Below are 17,918 nucleotides of genomic sequence, written 5' to 3'. Positions count from 1 at the left end.
CGCCCGGCTTCGCCGGGCCTGGTCCGTGTGCGGCGGGTTGCGGGCGCCCATTAGGTACTGTCCGGTCAGGTACTTCCCACGACGTACGGGGGAATGGGGTGCGCGTCGGCCTGCGGGTGTTTGTCAGTCACACGTCGGACATGAACAGGTATCCGGCTGATCGGGCCTTCGTGCGGGCGGCGTCGGACGCCGTGCGCCGTAGCGGGCACATCGCCATCTCGATGGAGGATTTCACCGCGGTCAGCAAGGTGCCCGCGTCCTTTTGTCAGGAGCAGGTCCGTGGGTGTGACGTGTACATCGGGGTCATCGGCTTCCGATACGGCTCGCTGGTGGCCGGCGGACTGCACGGCGACGGCACCGCGGCGGCCGGCGAGCCCGCAACCGGCCGGCCGGCGGGCGACCCGGCGGGGTTCCCCGGCCCGCCGGCGGGCCTGCCGCATCCCACGCCCGTCTCCTATACGGAACTGGAGTTCCTCACGGCGGTCGAGACCGGGATTCCCCGGCTGCTGTTCCTGCTGCACGAGGACACCCCCATTCCGCGCAGTCTCACCGATCGTGATCTCGAGCTGGTCGAGGCATTCCGGGAACGGCTGCGTTCCGCCGGTGTGACCGTCGGTACCTTCCGCACCGCCGACAACCTGGAAGCCCAGGTCACGCTCGCATTGACCCAGCTGATCCGGCACGGTGAGGTCGACGCCGCGCTTCTCACCGAGGGGAGCGGCCGGAAGCCGGCGGTCGCCTCCGGGACCGCTCCGCAGCCCCCGGAGCCCCCGGGCCTGACCGACCTGACGCGCGCTACCGGCGCAACCATCGAGACTGCCACCGGCTCGGCCCGCCCGACCGCTGAAGCCGATAAGGCCGACCCCGCCGACCCCGCCGACCCCGCCGACCCCGCCGACCCCGCCGACCCCGCCAAAGCCGACCCCGCCAAAGCCGACCCCGCCAAAGCCGACCCCGCCAAAGCCGACCCCGCCAAAGCCGACGCCGACAAGGCTGATAACGGCGACGGCGACGTCGACGACGCGGGGCGCCGGTTCCGCCCGCGGGGCCGGTTGCCGTACGTGCTTGCCGCGGTGGTCCTCGCCTGCGCCGTCGCCGCCGGGGCCGTCCTCGGCGCGGGGCTGGGCCGATCGGGATCGTCGCGCACCTGTCAGGCGCCCGACCCCGTGACGGCGCTGCCGGCCGCGGCGACCTGGGTGGGATCCCACGACGGGCAGTGCATCGGGTTCAGCGACGGTGCGTACACCTTCGACGCGACCTCGCCGGATCTCGTCGCGCTGNTGACCACGATCGGTCGGCAGAACGCCGCGCTCGCCGGCAAGGGCGGGGTGTACACGGTGGTGGTCGCGGCGCCGCTGACCGGGCTGCACTCCCGCCCGGGCGGCGGGCAGGCCGACTCGCCGACGACCGTCGGGCAGGGGGGACTCAACGAGCTGCTCGGGGCCCAGCTCGCGCAGGCGGCGATCAACGCCGCCGCGGACGCCCCGGGCGCGCGCTCCCGGTCCCGGATCCGGCTGCTGGTCGCCAACGTCGGCTGGCATTCGGACGGGGCGCTCACCGTCGCCGGGCGCATCGACGCGGTGGCCCGCGCCGATCCCGGGCTCGCCGGAGTCCTGGGCCTGTTCCAGAGCACCTCCGCCGCCCGCCAGGCGGTGGCGTCACTCAGCGGAACCACCCATCTCCCCATCGTGTCGTCCACCGCCTCCGACGACGGCTTCACCCGGCCCGTCGGGCCGCCCGGGCAGACCCGCCGCGCGTTCGACTGGTACTTCCGGGTCGGGCCGACCAACCGCCGGGAGGCGGGCGTCATCGCGCGGGCGATCCCCGAGATCATGAAGCGGGAGGGGCGCGGCGACGAGCCGGTCCGGCCGTTGATCGTCTCCGCCGGGGTGGCCAACGGCCCGAAGGGCGCCAACGCCGACCACTACAGCGACAACCTCGCCCAGGACGTCAGCACCGAGCTGGGCCGGTTGCCCCGCGCCGCGCCGGCCGTCCACGTGCCCTTCCCCGACGCCGAGCAGGCGGCGGCGGCCAGCGCCGCGGACGGCGGCCCCACCGTGCTGGGCGTGCTCGGCCACACCCTCAGCGCGCGCTGCGCCGGCCCGCAGCCGCCGAACCTGATCATCTACACCGGCCGGACCACCAGCGTGAACACCCTGCTGGAGGCGCTGACCGGGTCCGCCTGCGGCCGGGTGGACCCGCGTCTGCCGATCATCTCCGGGGACGACGCGATGGAGCTGGAGACCGACCCGGGGGAGATCGCGGCGGGCGCCATGGGCGGCCACACCTTCTACTTCGCCGACTTCGGCCTCGCCCAGCCCGGCGACATCCCGCCGTCCTACCTGGAGCAGGCCGGCGCAGGCAGCGCGGTGCCCGGGCAGTGGGCGGCGCGGGTGCGCGACACCCCGCAGCGGCTCATCTCCGGGCACACGATCGTCGCCTTCGACGCGATGTCGGTCCTGGCCCGGGCCATCGGCGCCGCCGAGCTCAACACCCCGCCGCCCGGCCAGCTCCGCGCGAACATCAAGGCGGTCCTGAACGGCACCTGCGGCGATCTCGCCCTCGCCGGCGCGAACGGCTACATCAGCTTCGACCGGTACGGCGACTCGAGCAGCGCACCGGTGCTCATCCGCCGGTTCGACCCGACGGACGCCACGGTGACGACCGTCGCGTCCGCCACGCCTGCGGAAAGCCTGCGGCACCCCACTTCCGCGACCGCCAACTGCACCCAGCTCTGAACCGGCGCCGTCCGCTGGGGTGGTCGTCCCGGCGCCGGCGTCGGGCAACTGGTTGCGTCCGGGCACAACCGCGGTTGACGATCGGCAGGTTTGGCCCGCGGGCCTGGAGGGGAGCAGCGTGGTTGCGCAGGACCAGGGCCCGGGGCGGGCCGCACCGTCGCCCCCGTCATTCGTGCCGGCCGAACCGGCCGCGGACCTCGCCGAGGACGCGCCCTTAGCCGGCCGCGCCGCCCCCGTCGCCCCCGCAGTCCCCGCCGGCGGCTCCGGGCTGGCGGGCGGTTCCGGGCTGACGGGCGGTTCCGGGCCGGCGGGGCGCCGGGACCGGCAGCTCATCCTGCTGACCTGCCTGGCGGGGATGTTCGCGACGACGTTCACGGCGACCGTGCTGTCCGTGTCGATCCGCACGGTGGCCGGCGACCTGCACAGCAGCGTCGACGTCATCTCCTGGGCGGTGACCGGCTCGCTGCTCGCGCAGGCGGTGGCGATGCCGATCCTCGGCCGGGTCGGCGACATCCGCGGGCACCGGCGCACGTTCCTCGTCGGCTCCGTGCTCGCCGTGGTGTTCTCGGTGGCGACCGCGGTGGCCTGGGACCCGGTGTCACTCATCGCCTTCCGCGCGGCGGCGCAGGTGGCCGGCGCCGCGACGATCCCCGCGTCGTTCGCGATGCTGTTCCACGCCTTCCCGCCGCACGAGCGGGTGCGGCCGTCGGCCTGGGCGTCGGGGGTGCTGTCCGGGGCGTCGGTCAGCGGGCTCGCGATCGGTGGCCTGGTCATCGACTCGATCGGGTGGCGGCCGCTGTTCCTCATGCAGGCCGGGATCGCCCTGGTCCCGCTGATCGCCGCGGTGAAGGTGCTGCCGGTCGACGCCGGCGACCGCAGCCTGACGCTGGACAAGACCGGCGCGCTGGTGCTCGGCGCGGCGACGTTCNCGCTGACCTTCGGGGTCAACCGGGCCGCCGGCTGGGGGCTGCAGCCGATCGTGATCGGCCTGCTCGTGGCCGTCCCGCTGCTGCTGTGGCTGCTGGTCGTNGTCGAGCGGCGCACGGCCATGCCGGTCATCCCGACCGTGCTGCTCGTCGAGCGGGACATCCGGGCCGCGGGGGCGAGCTCGTTCCTGCTCGGCGCCGCCCACATGGGTAACTTCCTGGTCACGCCGCTGCTGCTGGAGGGCGTGTTCGGGCTGTCGGTCGCGGCCACCTCCCTGGTGACGATGACCCGCACCCTGTCGATCGCGCTGGCGGCGCCGTCGGCGAGCCGGCTGGGGGCGTGGATCCCGCCGCGGTTGCTCGCGGGCGTGGCCGGCGGGGTCTACACGATCGCCCTGGCCGTGCTCGCCCTCGGCACGCAGGCCCACCAGCTCCCCGTGGTCATCGCCGGTCTGATCGTCAGCGGGCTGGCGTTCGGGCACGCCCAGCCGCCGCTGCTGGTGATCACCGGCAATGCCGCCCCCGCGGACAGCTTCGGCCTGGCCACCTCGCTGCAGCAGACCGCCAATCAGATCGGCGCCGTGATCGGGATGAGCCTGCTGTCGGCGATCGTCGGCGACGCGCTGCGCGCCGCCCCGTTCACCGTCGCCTACCTGGCCGCCGCCGGCCTGTCCGCCGCCGCCGGCCTCGCCATCCTCTTCGCCCGCCGCCCGCCCGCCCGCTCCGCGGATCCGCCGGACCCGGACCCGGACCCGGCGGTCAGGCCGGACCAGAGAGCGGCGGAACCCGCGGCAGGCTGACCTCGACCTCGACGGCCCTGTCCGCGGACCGCTGGTGTTCCGCGGAACCGCGCCACGCGCGTCGGGGCCGGGGCGGCGCTCATCGGCGAGCCGGCGCGTCGCATATCCACCTGAACGCCCCTGCGCTGCACCCGCCGGTGCCCATGTCTGCGCGGGCGGCGGCCTCACTCTGCCTCGTGACGTGGGCGGCTTCCCGAGAACTTGTCAGTGACTGCCATTATCTCTAATCTGGCAGCCACTGACACTTCGTGCTTGGGAGGATCCGTGAGGGATCGCACGTGGTGGGNGCTGGGCGGGATCGCTCNGGCGGTGTTCGCGGTCGGTCTGGACGGGACCGTCCTGGCGGTGGCGCTGCCGACGTTGGCGCCCGCGCTGCATGCCTCGGCGACCGATCTGGTGTGGTTCTCCTCGGCCTATCTGCTGGCCTTGGCCGCGGCCATGCTGCCCATCGGCGTCCTGGGCGACCGGTACGGCCGCAGGCGCGTCATGCTCGCCTCGCTGGCAGTGTTCGGTGCGGCCTCGATCTGCTCGGCCGAGTCGACCTCGGCCGCAGTGTTCATCGCGGCGCGGGCCCTGGGCGGCGTGGCCGGCGCCGGCGTGATCGTCATGGCGCTGTCGGCGGTGACGGTGTTGTTCACCGAGCGGGAACGGCCGCGGGCGGTCGGAATCTGGGCCGGCGTCAACTTCCTCGCGCTGCCGGCCGGACCGCTGCTGGGCGGCTGGCTGCTCACCCGCTTCTGGTGGGGCTGGGTTTTCTGGATCAACGTGCNGGTCGTCGTGCTGTCCCTGGTCGTCGGGGTCGTCCTGGTGCCGGAATCGCGTGCCCCCCATCGTCCACGGATCGACTGGGTCGGCATCGTCGGTTTCAGTTCGGGGCTGGTCGCCCTGGTGTACGGATTCGTCGATGCGGGATCGAACGGCTGGATCTCGATCTCGGCGCTGGGGCCCATGGCGGCGGGGGTGGTGCTGCTCGTCGGCTTCGTACGCTACGAGCAGCGCCGGGCCGCCCAGCCCGGCGGCGAGCCGCTGGTCGACGCCACCCTGTTTCGCAGTCGCGCATTCACCTGGGGGATCGCGCTCGCCGCGGTGTCCTCGCTCGCCATGATCGGCGTGCTGTTCGCGATGCCTCAGTACTTCCAGGCCGTGGTCGGGACCGACGCCATCGGCTCGGGGCTGCGGCTACTGCCCCTGATCGGTGGCCTGGTCCTCGGAGCGCCGGTGGCCGAACCCGCCGCGCGGGCCCTGGGCGGCCGGCGCGTGCTCAGCGCCGGGTTCGTCGTGCTGGCGGCGGGACTGCTGCTCGGATCGTTCACCTCGGTCGACACGGGCGGGGCGTTCATCGCCGGCTGGATGGCGGTGACCGGACTGGGACTGGGACTGACCCTGTCCACGGCCGCGTCCGCGGCGCTGGCCCAGCTCCCACCCGAGCGTTCCGGTGTCGCCTCGGCCCTGATGCAGGCCCTCCAGGAGGTGGGCGGGCCGCTCGGGTCGGCCATCCTGGGTAGCGTGTCCCTCGCCGCCTATCGTGCCCACCTCCAGCTCACCGGTCTTCCCCCCGAGCTGGCGGAGAAGGCACGCGGCGGCGTGTTCGACGGCACCGAGGCCGCTCGCCGCGTGCGGTCGGACGAACTTCTGCACAATGTTCACAGCGCCTTCGCGCACGGTCTGAGCGACGCGCTGCTCGTCTCGGCCGGCATCGCCGCCGTCGGCGGCCTGATCGCGGCCCTGTTGTTTCCCGGGGCCGAGGCCGGTGGTACCAAGGAGACCGTGAGGAGGCCAGACATCGACACCGCAGCGGACGCTCATGCCAGCTAGCCCGGCCCCTGTCGCCGGCTCGGCCCCCATGCCTGCGCCGGGACGGCGCGCGACCAAGAAGGCCGCCACGAAGCGCCGCATTCAGACCGAGGCTCTCCGGTTGTTCCGGCAGCAAGGCTACGACCACACCACCGTGGCGGACATCGCNGAGGCGGCCGGAGTGTCAGAGCGCACCTACTTCCGTTACTTCGCCACCAAGTCGGAAGTGGTGCTGTGGGACTACTTCGACTCGAGCGTCGTCGAGGGCCTGCGTGGCCAGCCCGACGGAACCGGTCTCGTCGACGCGTTTCGCGCCGCACTGAGAGAGAGCTTCGCGCAACTGTCGCCGACCGAGCTCGCCGACCAGTACCGGCGCACCGAGCTGATGATGATCGTCCCGGAACTACGCGCCGCACACCTGGATCATCTCGTCGNGTCCACGGCAGACCTCGTCGCGCTCCTCGCCAGCCGCAGCGGAGCCAGCCGCAGCGGGCGGACCGGGCCGGTGGCCGACGACCTGGAACTACGCACGCTGGCCGGGGCGATCGTCGGGATCACCATGAGCGTTCACCTGGCCAGCGCGGAAAGCGACGTCGTCGACATCCCCGCCGCACTCGACCGATCTCTCGCATGCCTCAACGACGGCTTTCGCGACCTGTGACACTGCCGCACCGGTGGCATGGCCACCGACAGCAGGATCTGGTCGATGCCGGTCAACCGGCGCGGCGGCGCTAGGGCTGCGGGCCGTTACGGTCGAGTTCGGCGAGCCAGGCGGTGGCCCTGGCGTCGGACGGCGCCCGCCAGTCGCCGCGCGGGGACAGCGTGCCGCCGAAGGAGACCTTCGGTCCGTTGGGCAGCGCCGAACGCTTGAACTGCGAGGCCATGAAGCGGCCCAGGAACTCCCGCAGCCAGCGCACGATCGTCGCCACGTCGTAGGCGTGCCGCTCGCCGTCGGGGAAGCCGGCNGGCCAGCCGTCGGTCAGCGCGTCGCGCCAGGCGTGCCAGGCCAGGAAGGCGATCTTCGACGGCGCCAGGCCGTGGCGCAGGAGGTGGTACAGGAAGAAGTCGTGCAGCTCGTAGGGGCCGATGNGGTCCTGCGTGCTCTGCATCGTGCCGGTCTCGGCATCGGCGGGGACCAGCTCGGGGGAGATCTCGGTGTCGAGGACCGCGGTCAGCAGTTTGCCCGTGTCCTCGTCGAACTGGTCGTGGCTCACCGCCCACCGGATGAGGTACTGGATCAGGGTCTTGGGCACGCCGGCGTTGACGGCGTAATGGCTCATCTGGTCGCCGACGCCGTATGTGCACCAGCCGAGCGCCAGCTCGCTGAGGTCCCCGGTGCCGACGACGAACCCGCCGTGGTGGTTGGCCAGCCGGAACAGGTAGTCGGTGCGCAGCCCGGCCTGCACGTTCTCGTACGTGACGTCGTAGTCGGCGGCGCCCTCGGCGGCGGGATGACCCAGGTCGGCGAGCAGCAGGCGGGCGGCGGGGCGGATGTCGATCTCCGCCGCCTCGACGCCGAGCGCGCGCATCAGCGCCCACGCGTTCGCCTTCGTCTCGTCCGAGGTCGCGAAGCCCGGCAGGGTGTAGCCGAGGATGGTCGTGCGCGGCACCCCGAGCCGGTCGCACGCCTTCGCCGCGACGATCAGCGCGTGCGTCGAGTCGAGGCCGCCGGAGATGCCGATGACCATCCGGCCCCCGCCGGTCGCCTGGAACCGCCGGGCCAGGCCGTGGACCTGGATGTTGAACGCCTCGTAGCAGTCGAGGTCGAGCCGCTCGGCCGTGTCGGGGACGAACGGGAAGCGCCGCTGGTGGCGGCGCAGCCCGACGTCGCGGCGGTGCGGGCGGTGGTCGAAGCGGACCGTGCGGAACCGCTGCTCGGGCCGGCCGGCCGCCGCGGCGCTGTCGTTGAACGTTCCCGTGCGCATCCGCTCCTGGCGCACCCGGGCGAGGTCGACGTCGGCGACGAGGAGCTGCGGGGTGTCGGCGAACCGCGCGGACTCGGCGAGCAGATCCCCGAGCTCGTGGATCGTGCCCTGCCCGTCCCAGGCCAGGTCGGTGGTGCTCTCGCCGGTCCCGGCCGCCGAGTAGACGTAGGCGGCGAGCGCGCGCGCCGACTGGGCGGCGGACAGGTGCGCCCGGTCGGCGGCCTTCCCGACGACGATGTTCGACGCCGACAGGTTCGCCAGCAGCGTCGCGCCGGCCATCGCCGCGTACGACGACGGCGGGATCGGTGCCCAGTAGTCCTCGCAGATCTCCACGCCGACGACGAGGTCCGGCAGGTCCGCCGCCTCGAAGATCAGATCCGTGCCGAACGGGACCGTCCGCCCCGCGACGGTGATCTCCTCGCCGGTGACGCCGGCGCCCGAGGCGAACCAGCGCTTCTCGTAGTACTCGCGGTAGTTCGGCAGGAACGTCTTGGGCACCACGCCGAGGATCCGCCCGCGCGAGATCGCCAGCGCCGTGTTGTAGAGCCGCCCGCGCCGGCGCAGCGGCGCCCCGACCAGCAGCAGCGGCCCGAGCTCGCGGCTGGCCCGGCACACCGTGTCGACCGCCTGCTCGACGGCGTCGAGCAGCGCGTCCTGCAGGTGCAGGTCGTCGAGCGCGTACGACGACAGCCCGAGTTCGGGGAAGACGACGACGTCGACGCCGTCCGCGTCCGCCTGGCGCGCCAACGCGACCGTCGCCTCGGCGTTGCGCGCCGGGTCCGCGGTCACCACCAGCGGCGTGGCCGCCGCGACCCGCGCCAGGCCGTGGCTGTGGATCGCGGCGAACTCCCGCCGCGGCTCGCCGGGCCGGGTCGGGCCGCCGAAGCCCGCCTGGGCCGCCTCGCCGAACTCTGGCTCGCTCACGTCGCCTCGCATCCTGTCGTCGCGTCCTGGTCGTCGCGTCCTGGTCGTCGCGTCCTGGTCGTCGCGTCCTGGTCGTCGTCGGTGCACCCCGTCCGCATTGTCGCCCTCCCGCCAACGGGTGAGCACCTCCGATCCGCCCGTACCGCCGGTGGTGCCATCGGCAGCCGGTTCGGAAGGGTCCGCAACCGTGGACCGGGCCCGCGGGCCGTCCCGCGCCCCGGCTCCCAGCGTCGGGCGNCCGCCGCTGTCCCGGCCGGCGAAGCCTCCTGGGCAGGACCTCTGCGGAGGCCTACCGGACGACAGGGCACGTCGAAGACGCTCAAACAGGGACTTCTACCGGTAACTTCCGTCTTCCGGGAAGGGAAGGAAGTCCCTCGCCGCTGCGTCATCCCGCGCCGACTCTGGGTGTATGGGTCAGAAGACGATCGATGGTAACGAGGCCGCCACCTCGGTGGCCTACCGGGCAAGTGAGGTGATCGCCATCTACCCGATCACCCCGGCGTCGGCGATGGGAGAGCTCGCCGACGCCTGGGCGACGAAGGGCCGGGCGAACCTCTGGGGCGCGATCCCCGAGGTGGTCCAGTTGCAGAGCGAGGGCGGCGCCGCCGGTGCCGTGCACGGGGCGTTGCAGGCCGGCGCCCTGTCGACCACGTTCACGGCCTCGCAGGGCCTGCTGCTGATGCTGCCCAACATGTTCAAGATCGCCGGTGAGCTCACGCCGATGGTCCTCCACGTCGCCGCCCGCACCATCGCCACGCACGCGCTGTCCATCTTCGGTGATCACAGTGACGTGATGGCCGCGCGCTCGACCGGCTTCGCCATGCTCGCCTCCTCTTCCCCCCAGGAGGCCCACGACCTGGCCGCGGTCGCGCACGCGGCCACGTTGGAATCCCGCATTCCGTTCCTGCACTTCTTCGACGGTTTCCGCACCTCACACGAGCTCAACGAGGTCACCGAGATCGACGATGCCACGCTCGCCGGGCTGCTGTCCGCCGAGCAGATCGAGGCGCACCGGCTGCGCGCCCTGTCCCCGGACAGCCCGGTGATCCGCGGCACCACCCAGGACCCCGACACCTTCTTCCAGGCCCGGGAGGCGGCCAACGCCTACTACACCGCCGTCCCCGGGATCGTGCAGCGGGCGATGGACCGGGTGTCCGCCGCCACCGGGCGGGCGTACCGGATCTTCGAGTACCACGGTCACCCGGAGGCCGAGCGGGTCGTCGTCGTCATGGGCTCGGGCCNCTCCGCGGTGCGCGACGCCGTCGACCGGCTGGTCGGGCGCGGCGAGCGGGTCGGGTTCGTCCAGGTCCGGCTCTACCGGCCCTTCGACGGCGCGGCGTTCCTCGCCAGCCTGCCGGCGACGGTCCGCTCGATCGCGGTCCTCGACCGCACGAAGGAGCCGGGCGCGCTCGGTGAGCCGCTGCGCCTGGACGTGCTCGCCGCGCTCGCCGAGCGGCCCGAGAGCATGCCGCGGGTCATCGGCGCCCGCTACGGGCTGGCGTCGAAGGAGTTCACCCCGGCGATGGCGGCGGCCGTGTTCGACGAGCTGGCCCGCTCCCAGCCGCGCCGCGAGGTCACCGTCGGCATCCACGACGACGTCACGAACCTCTCCCTCGACGTCGACGACCACGGCCACCCGGAGGCCGACGACGTGCGGCGCGCGGTGTTCTACGGGCTCGGCAGCGACGGCACCGTCGGCGCCACCCGCGCCACCGCCGGCATCGCCGCCGACCACACCCCGCTGCACGCGCAGGCGTACTTCGTGTTCGACTCCAAGAAGTCGGGCTCGATGACGGTGTCGCACCTGCGCCTGTCGCCGCGTCCGGTCGACGCCCCCTGGCTCATCGACGACGCCCAGTACGTCGGCTGCCACCAGTTCTCGCTGCTCGAACGGGTCGACGTCCTCGCCGTCGCCGCCACCGGCGCCACCGTGCTGATCAACAGCCCGTACCCGGCGGACCAGGTGTGGGAGCACCTGCCGGCCAACGCGCAGCGCCACCTGCTCGACCGTGACGCGCGCCTGTTCGTCGTCGACGCCGACCGGGTGGCCCGCGACGCCGGCCTGCCCGGGATCGTCAGCCCCGTGCTGCAGACCTGCTTTCTGACCCTGTCCGGGCTGCTGGCCGCCGACACGGCGCTCGCGGCGGTCAAGAACGCCATCCGCATCGCCCAGGGCAAGCGCGGCGAGGCGGTGCTGCAGCGCAACTTCGCCGCCGTCGACGCCTCCCTCGGTGCCCTCGCCCAGGTCGACCTGACCGGCCGGACGGTGGGGGAGCGCACGGCCCGGCGCCTCGACGGCGACGCGCCGGTGTTCGTCAAGGAGGTCACGGCCCGGATCATGGCGGGGGAGGGGAACCTGCTGCCCGTCAGCGCGCTGCCGGTCGACGGCACCTTCCCGGTCGGCACGGCCCGCTACGAGAAGCGCGCCATCGCCCACGAGCTGCCCGTCTGGGACGCCGATCTCTGCATCAACTGCGGCAAGTGCACGATCGTCTGCCCGCACGCCGCGATCCGGATGACCGCCTTCGACCCGGCGCTGCTCGCCGACGCGCCCGCGACGTTCAAGTCGCGCCAGCCGAAGGACAAGGATCTGGCCGGGCTGCGGGTGACCATCCAGGTGGCGCCGGACGACTGCACCGGCTGCAGCCTGTGCGCCAAGGTCTGCCCGGCGACGAGCAAGGAGAACAGGGAGCACAAGGCCCTGGAGATGGTCGACGCCGCGCCGCGGCTGGCCGAGGAGCGCGCCGGCTGGGCGTTCCACGAGACGCTGCCGGCGATCGACCCGACGCGGGTGTCGGCGGAGAACGTCCGCGGCTCGCAGTTGCGCCAGCCGCTGTTCGAGTTCTCCGGCGCCTGCTCCGGCTGCGGCGAGTCGCCGTACCTGAAGCTGCTCACCCAGCTGTTCGGTGACCGCATCCTCGTCGCGAACGCCACCGGCTGCTCGTCGATCTTCGGCGGCAACCTGCCGACGACGCCGTGGACGACGGGCGCCGACGGCCGCGGCCCGGCCTGGTCGAACTCCCTGTTCGAGGACAACGCCGAGTTCGGCCTCGGCATGCGCCTGGCGCTCGACAGCCGGGCGCGGGAGGCGCGTCGCCTGCTCGCGGCCGCCGCACCGATCGTCGGCGACTCGCTCGTCGACGAGCTGCTGGGCGCCGACCAGAGCACCGAGGCCGGCATCCTCGCCCAGCGCGCCCGGGTCGCCGAGCTGCGCCGGCGCCTCGCCGGCACCGAGCACGACGCCCGGCTCGACCCGCTCGTCGACAACCTCGTCGACAAGAGCGTGTGGATCGTCGGCGGCGACGGGTGGGCGTACGACATCGGCTTCGGCGGCCTCGACCACGTGCTGGCCTCCGGCCGCAACGTCAACGTGCTCGTCCTGGACACCGAGGTGTACTCCAACACCGGCGGGCAGGCGTCGAAGTCGACACCGCGCGGGGCGGTGGCGAAGTTCGCCGGCGGTGGCAAGCGGACCCGCAAGAAGGACCTCGGGCTCATCGCCGCCGCCTACGGCGACGTGTACGTGGCGCAGATCGCGCTCGGTGCCAACGACCAGCACACAGTGCGGGCGTTCAACGAGGCGGCGAGCTGGCCCGGCCCGTCGCTCATCGTCGCCTACAGCCACTGCATCGCCCACGGCATCGACATGACCGACGGCCTGTCGCACCAGAAGGCGGCGGTGAAGTCGGGCTACTGGCCGCTGTACCGGGTCGACCCGCGCGCCGAGCAGCCGTTCTCCCTGGACTCGCGGACGCCGTCGATGACCTTCGCCGAGTTCGCCGCCACCGAGTCCCGGTTCACCCGGCTCGGCGCGGTCGCCCCCGACGCGGTCGCCGAGCTCGAGGATCTCGCCCAGCGCGACATCCGCACCCGCTGGGAGACCTACGAGCACGAGGCCGCCGCCGCGCCCCGCACCGGCGACGCCTCGCAGACCTGACCGACCGCCAGACCTGACCGACCGCCTGACCCCCGCCGCCGTCCGCTGCCCAGCCGGACGGCGGTGGGGGCCCGGGTGGGTCAGAGCCGGCGAGCTACGGGGGCTCGCCACGTAATGTCTGGATGTTCCGGTCGATTTGTGCCGGTTCCGCGGGATGTTCAGTTCTCGTGTTTCAGTCTTAGGAGGGTTCGGCGTTGACGGAGAAGGTTGGTCCGGAGTGGGGGCCGCTGGCGGCCCTGGCCGGCGAGTGGGAGGGCGACCAGGGTGTCGACGTCGCCTTCGGCAACGTCGAGGGTTCGATGATCACCACCCCGTACCGTGAGCGGGTCACCCTGAAGCCGTTCGGTCCGGTGGACAACGGCACGCAGCACCTCTACGGCCTCGACTACAAGATGGCCGCGTGGCGGTTCGGGGAGGAGAACCCCTTCCACACCGAGCTTGGCTACTGGCTGTGGGACGCCGAGCTCGGCCACGTCATGCGCAGCTTCCTGGTGCCCCGCGGGCAGACCCTGATCGCCGGCGGCGTGGTCGCGCCCGACGCGACCAGCTTCACCCTGCGCGCGGACCTCGGCTCCACCACGTACGGCATCCTGTCCAACCCGTACCTGGCCCGCGCGGCGAACACGACCTCCTACGAGGTGACCTTCACCGTCAACCCCGACGGCAGCTTCGCCTACGACGAGACCACCACGATCGACCACGCGCGGGTGGCCAGCGGCCCGGTCGCCCACACCGACCGCAACGTCCTGCGCCCCGTCGCCTGACGCCGGTCGCCTGACACCCGTCGTCTGACGCCCGACCCCTGGCCTCGCCGGCCGGTGGTCGCGGCCCGACACCGGTGGCCCGCAGTTGCGGTGCGTTCCGTACGGTCCGGCTCCTCGAGCCGTACACGGCGCACCGCAACCGGAACCGCGTCAGGTCACGTTTGTCCGGTCCAGGNCACCCCTCGACCATGGTGTCGATAGTCTCCCGAAGCCCGCCCGCGGCAGATGCCTGTCGCGCTGATGGCTCGAGAGAGGCCAGGTCGTCGTGCGACTGTCATCGTCGGACCCCCGGGCAGCCCACTGGTTCGCCCGGGGCTTGTCGCTGGCCGGCGCCGTCCTGTGCGGTGTGTTCTTCTTCGGGTGCGGTGCGAGCGGTTCCACCGGGTCGTCCGCGGTGTCCCCGGCCGGCTCGCTGGCCACGACCGGGACGGCCCCCGCCGCCGCGAGCGCCTCCGCCGCCGCGACCGCCAAGACCGCCGGGACCGCTACCGGCGTCGCGGCGCGAACCGCAGCCGCCGCGACCGGAGCCGGTGCGACGGTCCTGCCCGCCGGTGCGTCGTCCGGTGCCACTGCCGGGGCGCGCAACCTCCCGGTGGACGCTGCGCTGCGCGAGCAGCTCGTCGCCGCGTGGGTCGCCGGGCATCAGGGGCCGGACAGCGCCTCCCTCTCCCGGTCGGATGTCGCGTCGACCGCGGCGGGCTCCGTCTACTACGCGCAGGAGACCGGCCCCGGGACCTACTGGGCCGTCGCCGACTTCGAGCCGTCGGCGAGCGCCCTGGCGAAGGGCAGGAAACTCAACGGGGCGGCCGGGGACCCCCTCATCGCCTTCCAGGACGGTCCGTGGCTGTTCACCCGCCCCAAGGGCGGATCATGGAAGCTGGCCGGCGACACGGGCGGGCAGCTCTGCGCCTCCTCGGTGCCTCCCGCCGTCGCCGCGGTGTGGAACCTGCCCCGAGAAGNCTGCTGATCTTCCGCTGCACCGCGGGCGGCTCGGGTCGCCGGGGAGCGGCGCGGCGGTGCGCGGCGGGCCGCGGGCCCCGCGCGGTTCGGCATCAGGAAGNGGAGGTCGGCGAGGCCGCTGATCGGGCGTCGCCCGCCGGGGTGAGAGGGACGACGAGCAGGGAATTGCTTGGCGAGGCGGCCGGGGCATCGACCGAGGCCGGCACGGTCGCGGAGGGCGTCGCCGGGGAGCCGTCCGTCGACGGCGGTGATGGGGACGGCGTGGTCGTCAGCCTCGGCGCGACGCTGGATGTGGTACGTGAGCGGGCCGGGGCCGAGGGAACGGCGGACGGGAGCGCGGTCGGGGCGGCGCTGGTCGCCCCGACCGGCGCCGGCGCGGTGGCGGTGGCGGACGGCGACGGTGTTGCGGTCGGCCTGGGCGGGCTGGCCTGTGCTGGGGCGGCGGCAGGGGGCGTGGCAGTTGGCTGCGCCGCGGGCGTCGCCGGCGGCGCGGCGTCGGCGCCGGGCAGGACCGGCGTGGTGGTGTAACCGGCGGTCCAGGCGAGGACGGCGCGCAGGTAGCTCGACGACGGGTTGTAGCTGTAGACGGCGGCTCGCAGCGCGGCGGGATCGGCGAGGTCGCGGTCGTGGCGGCAGAGGTAGCCGGCGGCGGAGAGGGTCGCGTCGTCGACGTTGTTCGGGTCGGCCTGGCCGTCGCCCGACCCGTCGCGGCCCGCCCACGCCCAGGTGGTGGGGATGAACTGCATCGGCCCGACGGCCCGATCGTAGCGGCGGTCGCCGTCGAGCCGCCCGCCGTCGGTGTCCCGGACCAGGGCGCGGCCGTCATGCCCGTCCAGTGCCGGGCCGAGGATGCGGCTGGTGATGGTGCCCTCGGCGGTGATCGCGCGGCCGACGCCGTGGCCGGACTCGATGCGGCCGATGCCGGCGAGCAGTTGCCAGCGCAGGTGACAGCCCGGCTGATCGGCGGCGGTGCGAGCCGCGGCCTTCCGGTAGGCGGTCAACATCCGGGCGGGGATCCGCCGGTCGGCGGCGGTCAGCGTCAGCGTCCGGGCAGCCGAGGGCGGCGTCGCGGCCGGTGGACTGGTGGTGATGCTCGCGAGCGGCTGGCCGTCCGGCCCCACCGGCGTCAGCCCTGTCGGCGGCGTTGGCGGGCCGGCGGTTGTCGTGGTGCCGGTGTCCGGGACGGCCGGCTGGAGCGGAGGAAGATCGAGGTCGTAGTCCCGAGTGGGCGGGTGCGCGGCCGGTGGCGGGGCGGCGGCGCGGGCGGCGTCGGCGGCGCGGGGGGCCGCTCCGGGGACGAGGCACAGCGCGACGAGCAGGCCGATCATCGGCGCGGCGGCGAGCATGCCGGCGGTGCGGGACCGCCGGCCCGCCGGGCCCTCGTTACGGCCGCGGTCCTGTCCGTCCTGCTGGCCCCGCCCGCTCCACCGGCCCCGCCCGCCCTGCTCGCCCTGCCGGCCCCGCCCGCCGTGCCGGCCCGGTGCGGCGGGTCCGTCCCGTCGGGCGTGGCGTCTGGGGGTCGCGGGGGAGCGCAGCCCAGGTCGGAGGTCGGCCTGTCGGTCGGATCGCGGATCGGGACGTGGCTCGGCGTGCCCGTCCGCGGGCCGCACGGAATGCGGAGGTGGCGGCGTCGGGCGGTGCCGGCCGGCCGCGGTGGCGCCGGCGCCGGCGCGGTGGCGTCCAGGGTGCTCGGGCGCACGGCTCATACCGATGGCCTCCCTCGGTGGGACAGGTGGATGGAGCCGTACGGACGGCGACCCGCGCGACACCGCGGATTCGGTCGGCACGGCCACCGCGCCGCCTTTCCGGACCGCGTTCCCGGACCGTAATCGAGCACCGGAAGATGCCCGTGTACAGACGCCCCGTTCGGCTTTCCTTCCCGGGCCACATGGTTTCCACGGCAGCGATCCGTGGCTGGCAGCCCGAAGCCCCGACAATGATCGACGATGCCGAACCCGGGTCGTTCCAGGCTCGGATCCGGAATAGGACTTTGGCATATGACCGGCAATCTGTCAGCCAGTCGGAGCGGGAAGTTCCCTGCTGCTCCTAACGATCAATGGTGCGCGACTCGCATCGAGTGATCGACTTTGGTTGCTGTCCGTATTCGGCGCGATCGTGGATGACCGCTTCGGTCGCTCTCCATCAGGTCTCTGACCTCGGCGTTTCAGCCCGAAGGTCGGCACCGCCCGGCGTGAACGCCACCGCTTACCGAGGGCGTCGATCTGCTCGCGTGGTGCGGGGTGGCAGCTCGTCGCTGGCCATCGATCGATAACCAGATGGCAGAGGGCGGCGGTGCGTTTCCGGCAAGTAACACACCACTGTGTGACCCAAGTTACCCAGGTCGCGGAACGTATATCGGTGGGGCGCCGATCGTGCGGTCGCCACTCACTGACGGTTGCGGTAAGGGCGTGCAGAAGGNTCGTCGGCGCCCTCCTCCATCACGCCGAGCAGTCGATCACCGCGGTCTCCGCGAGTCGGCGATTACCCTGCGCAACACAACGGAAGACCAATGGCCCGAATCGCTCCTGTACCGAGATCTGCGCACCTGTCATTTTCGGTGCTCAGTGCGGTTCCCGTTCCCCTCGGTGACCGCACTCACCACCGCCTCCGGACACTTTCGTTTCCGGCATGATCGGAGTTGGNGTGAAGCGCGCTTTCCTCGGGCGACCTCGCGTGTCGTTCACCCGTTTCCTTGGCTTGCTGCTGGTTGCCGTTCTGGCCGTGACGATCGTGGAGTTCACCCCGGCCGGACGGAATGCGGCGCAGGCCGCCACGACCCCGTCCGGCGGCGCCCGACAGCCCGCATCGTCCGGTCCGGCCGAGCGGCCGGATCTCGTCTCGGCGCAGCTTGCGGCGCGTGCGGAGAAGCGGCGGATCGAGGTGACGGGTCAGCGTACGGAGTCGACGTCGACGTTCGTGAACCCGGATGGGACGGTCACGGTCGACTCGTATTCGGGTGTCCGTCGGGTCCGCCGCGGTGACGGTTGGGTGGACGTCGACGCGACGCTGGTGCTGGCGGACGGGAAGGTCACGCCGAAGGTCGCGAAGGCGGGGATCGTGCTGTCGGCCGGGGGGAAGGCGGGCGGTGACGTGGCGACCCTGGTCGACGGTGGCCGCGAGCTCGCCTTTGCCTGGCCGGGCGCGCTGCCC

General features: G+C 73.1%; 6 protein-coding genes and 10 pseudogenes. 12 read left to right on the top strand and 4 right to left on the bottom strand.

Features of this window, described 5'->3' with window-relative positions; all coding sequences use genetic code 11:
* Positions 1–98: 98 nt before the first annotated feature.
* The 8 genes and pseudogenes from FF86_RS62355 to FF86_RS66115 all read left to right on the top strand — a co-directional run.
* Positions 99–1,280 (top strand): annotated as a pseudogene (locus tag FF86_RS62355) (DUF4062 domain-containing protein); the annotation flags it as partial.
* A gap of 1,813 nt (positions 1,281–3,093) precedes the next feature.
* Positions 3,094–3,666 (top strand): annotated as a pseudogene (locus FF86_RS47775) (MFS transporter); the annotation flags it as partial.
* Between the two features lie 102 nt (positions 3,667–3,768).
* On the top strand, positions 3,769–4,464 hold a 696-nt coding region (locus tag FF86_RS47765; RefSeq protein WP_242418716.1), incomplete at its 5' end, for an MFS transporter.
* Positions 4,465–4,773: 309 nt separating this feature from the next.
* Positions 4,774–5,233, top strand: a pseudogene (locus FF86_RS47760) (MFS transporter); the annotation flags it as partial.
* A gap of 1 nt (position 5,234) precedes the next feature.
* The coding region (locus FF86_RS13475) for an MFS transporter (protein ID WP_242418715.1) at positions 5,235–6,279 on the top strand (1,045 nt) is incomplete at its 5' end.
* Positions 6,269–6,426: pseudogene (locus FF86_RS66125) on the top strand (TetR family transcriptional regulator); the annotation flags it as partial. The gene FF86_RS13475 and the pseudogene FF86_RS66125, both read left to right, overlap by 11 nt.
* A gap of 1 nt (position 6,427) precedes the next feature.
* Positions 6,428–6,692: pseudogene (locus tag FF86_RS66120) on the top strand (TetR family transcriptional regulator); the annotation flags it as partial.
* A gap of 1 nt (position 6,693) precedes the next feature.
* Positions 6,694–6,919: pseudogene (locus FF86_RS66115) on the top strand (hypothetical protein); the annotation flags it as partial.
* Positions 6,920–6,989: 70 nt separating this feature from the next.
* Here the strand turns inward: FF86_RS66115 and nadE are convergent.
* The 3 genes and pseudogenes from nadE to FF86_RS13465 form a co-directional block, all read right to left on the bottom strand.
* Positions 6,990–7,223 (bottom strand): annotated as a pseudogene (gene nadE / locus FF86_RS47755) (NAD(+) synthase); the annotation flags it as partial.
* Between the two features lies 1 nt (position 7,224).
* Positions 7,225–7,347: pseudogene (locus tag FF86_RS47750) on the bottom strand (hypothetical protein); the annotation flags it as partial.
* Position 7,348: 1 nt separating this feature from the next.
* The coding region (locus FF86_RS13465; RefSeq protein WP_242418714.1) for an NAD(+) synthase at positions 7,349–9,119 on the bottom strand (1,771 nt) is incomplete at its 3' end.
* Between the two features lie 397 nt (positions 9,120–9,516).
* Here FF86_RS13465 and FF86_RS47745 point away from each other — a divergent pair.
* The 3 genes and pseudogenes from FF86_RS47745 to FF86_RS13455 form a co-directional block, all read left to right on the top strand.
* Positions 9,517–10,348: pseudogene (locus tag FF86_RS47745) on the top strand (pyruvate:ferredoxin (flavodoxin) oxidoreductase); the annotation flags it as partial.
* 1 nt (position 10,349) lies between these two features.
* Positions 10,350–13,044, top strand: a 2,695-nt coding sequence (gene nifJ, locus FF86_RS13460) for a pyruvate:ferredoxin (flavodoxin) oxidoreductase (protein ID WP_242418713.1), incomplete at its 5' end; no start/stop codon positions are given.
* 194 nt (positions 13,045–13,238) lie between these two features.
* Complete coding sequence (locus FF86_RS13455) at positions 13,239–13,808, top strand: heme-binding beta-barrel domain-containing protein (RefSeq protein ID WP_044886343.1); 570 nt, start codon at positions 13,239–13,241, stop codon at positions 13,806–13,808.
* Positions 13,809–14,869: 1,061 nt separating this feature from the next.
* Here the strand turns inward: FF86_RS13455 and FF86_RS13445 are convergent.
* Positions 14,870–16,474 (bottom strand): lytic transglycosylase domain-containing protein (locus FF86_RS13445; RefSeq protein WP_242418712.1); only part of this gene is annotated, 1,605 nt, incomplete at its 3' end.
* 967 nt (positions 16,475–17,441) lie between these two features.
* Here FF86_RS13445 and FF86_RS13440 point away from each other — a divergent pair.
* Positions 17,442–17,918, top strand: a pseudogene (locus tag FF86_RS13440) (hypothetical protein); the annotation flags it as partial.

Source organism: Frankia sp. CpI1-P, from assembly GCF_001421075.1.
Lineage (GTDB): Bacteria > Actinomycetota > Actinomycetes > Frankiales > Frankiaceae > Frankia > Frankia torreyi.
This window is presented reverse-complemented; position numbering and strand designations above follow the sequence as displayed.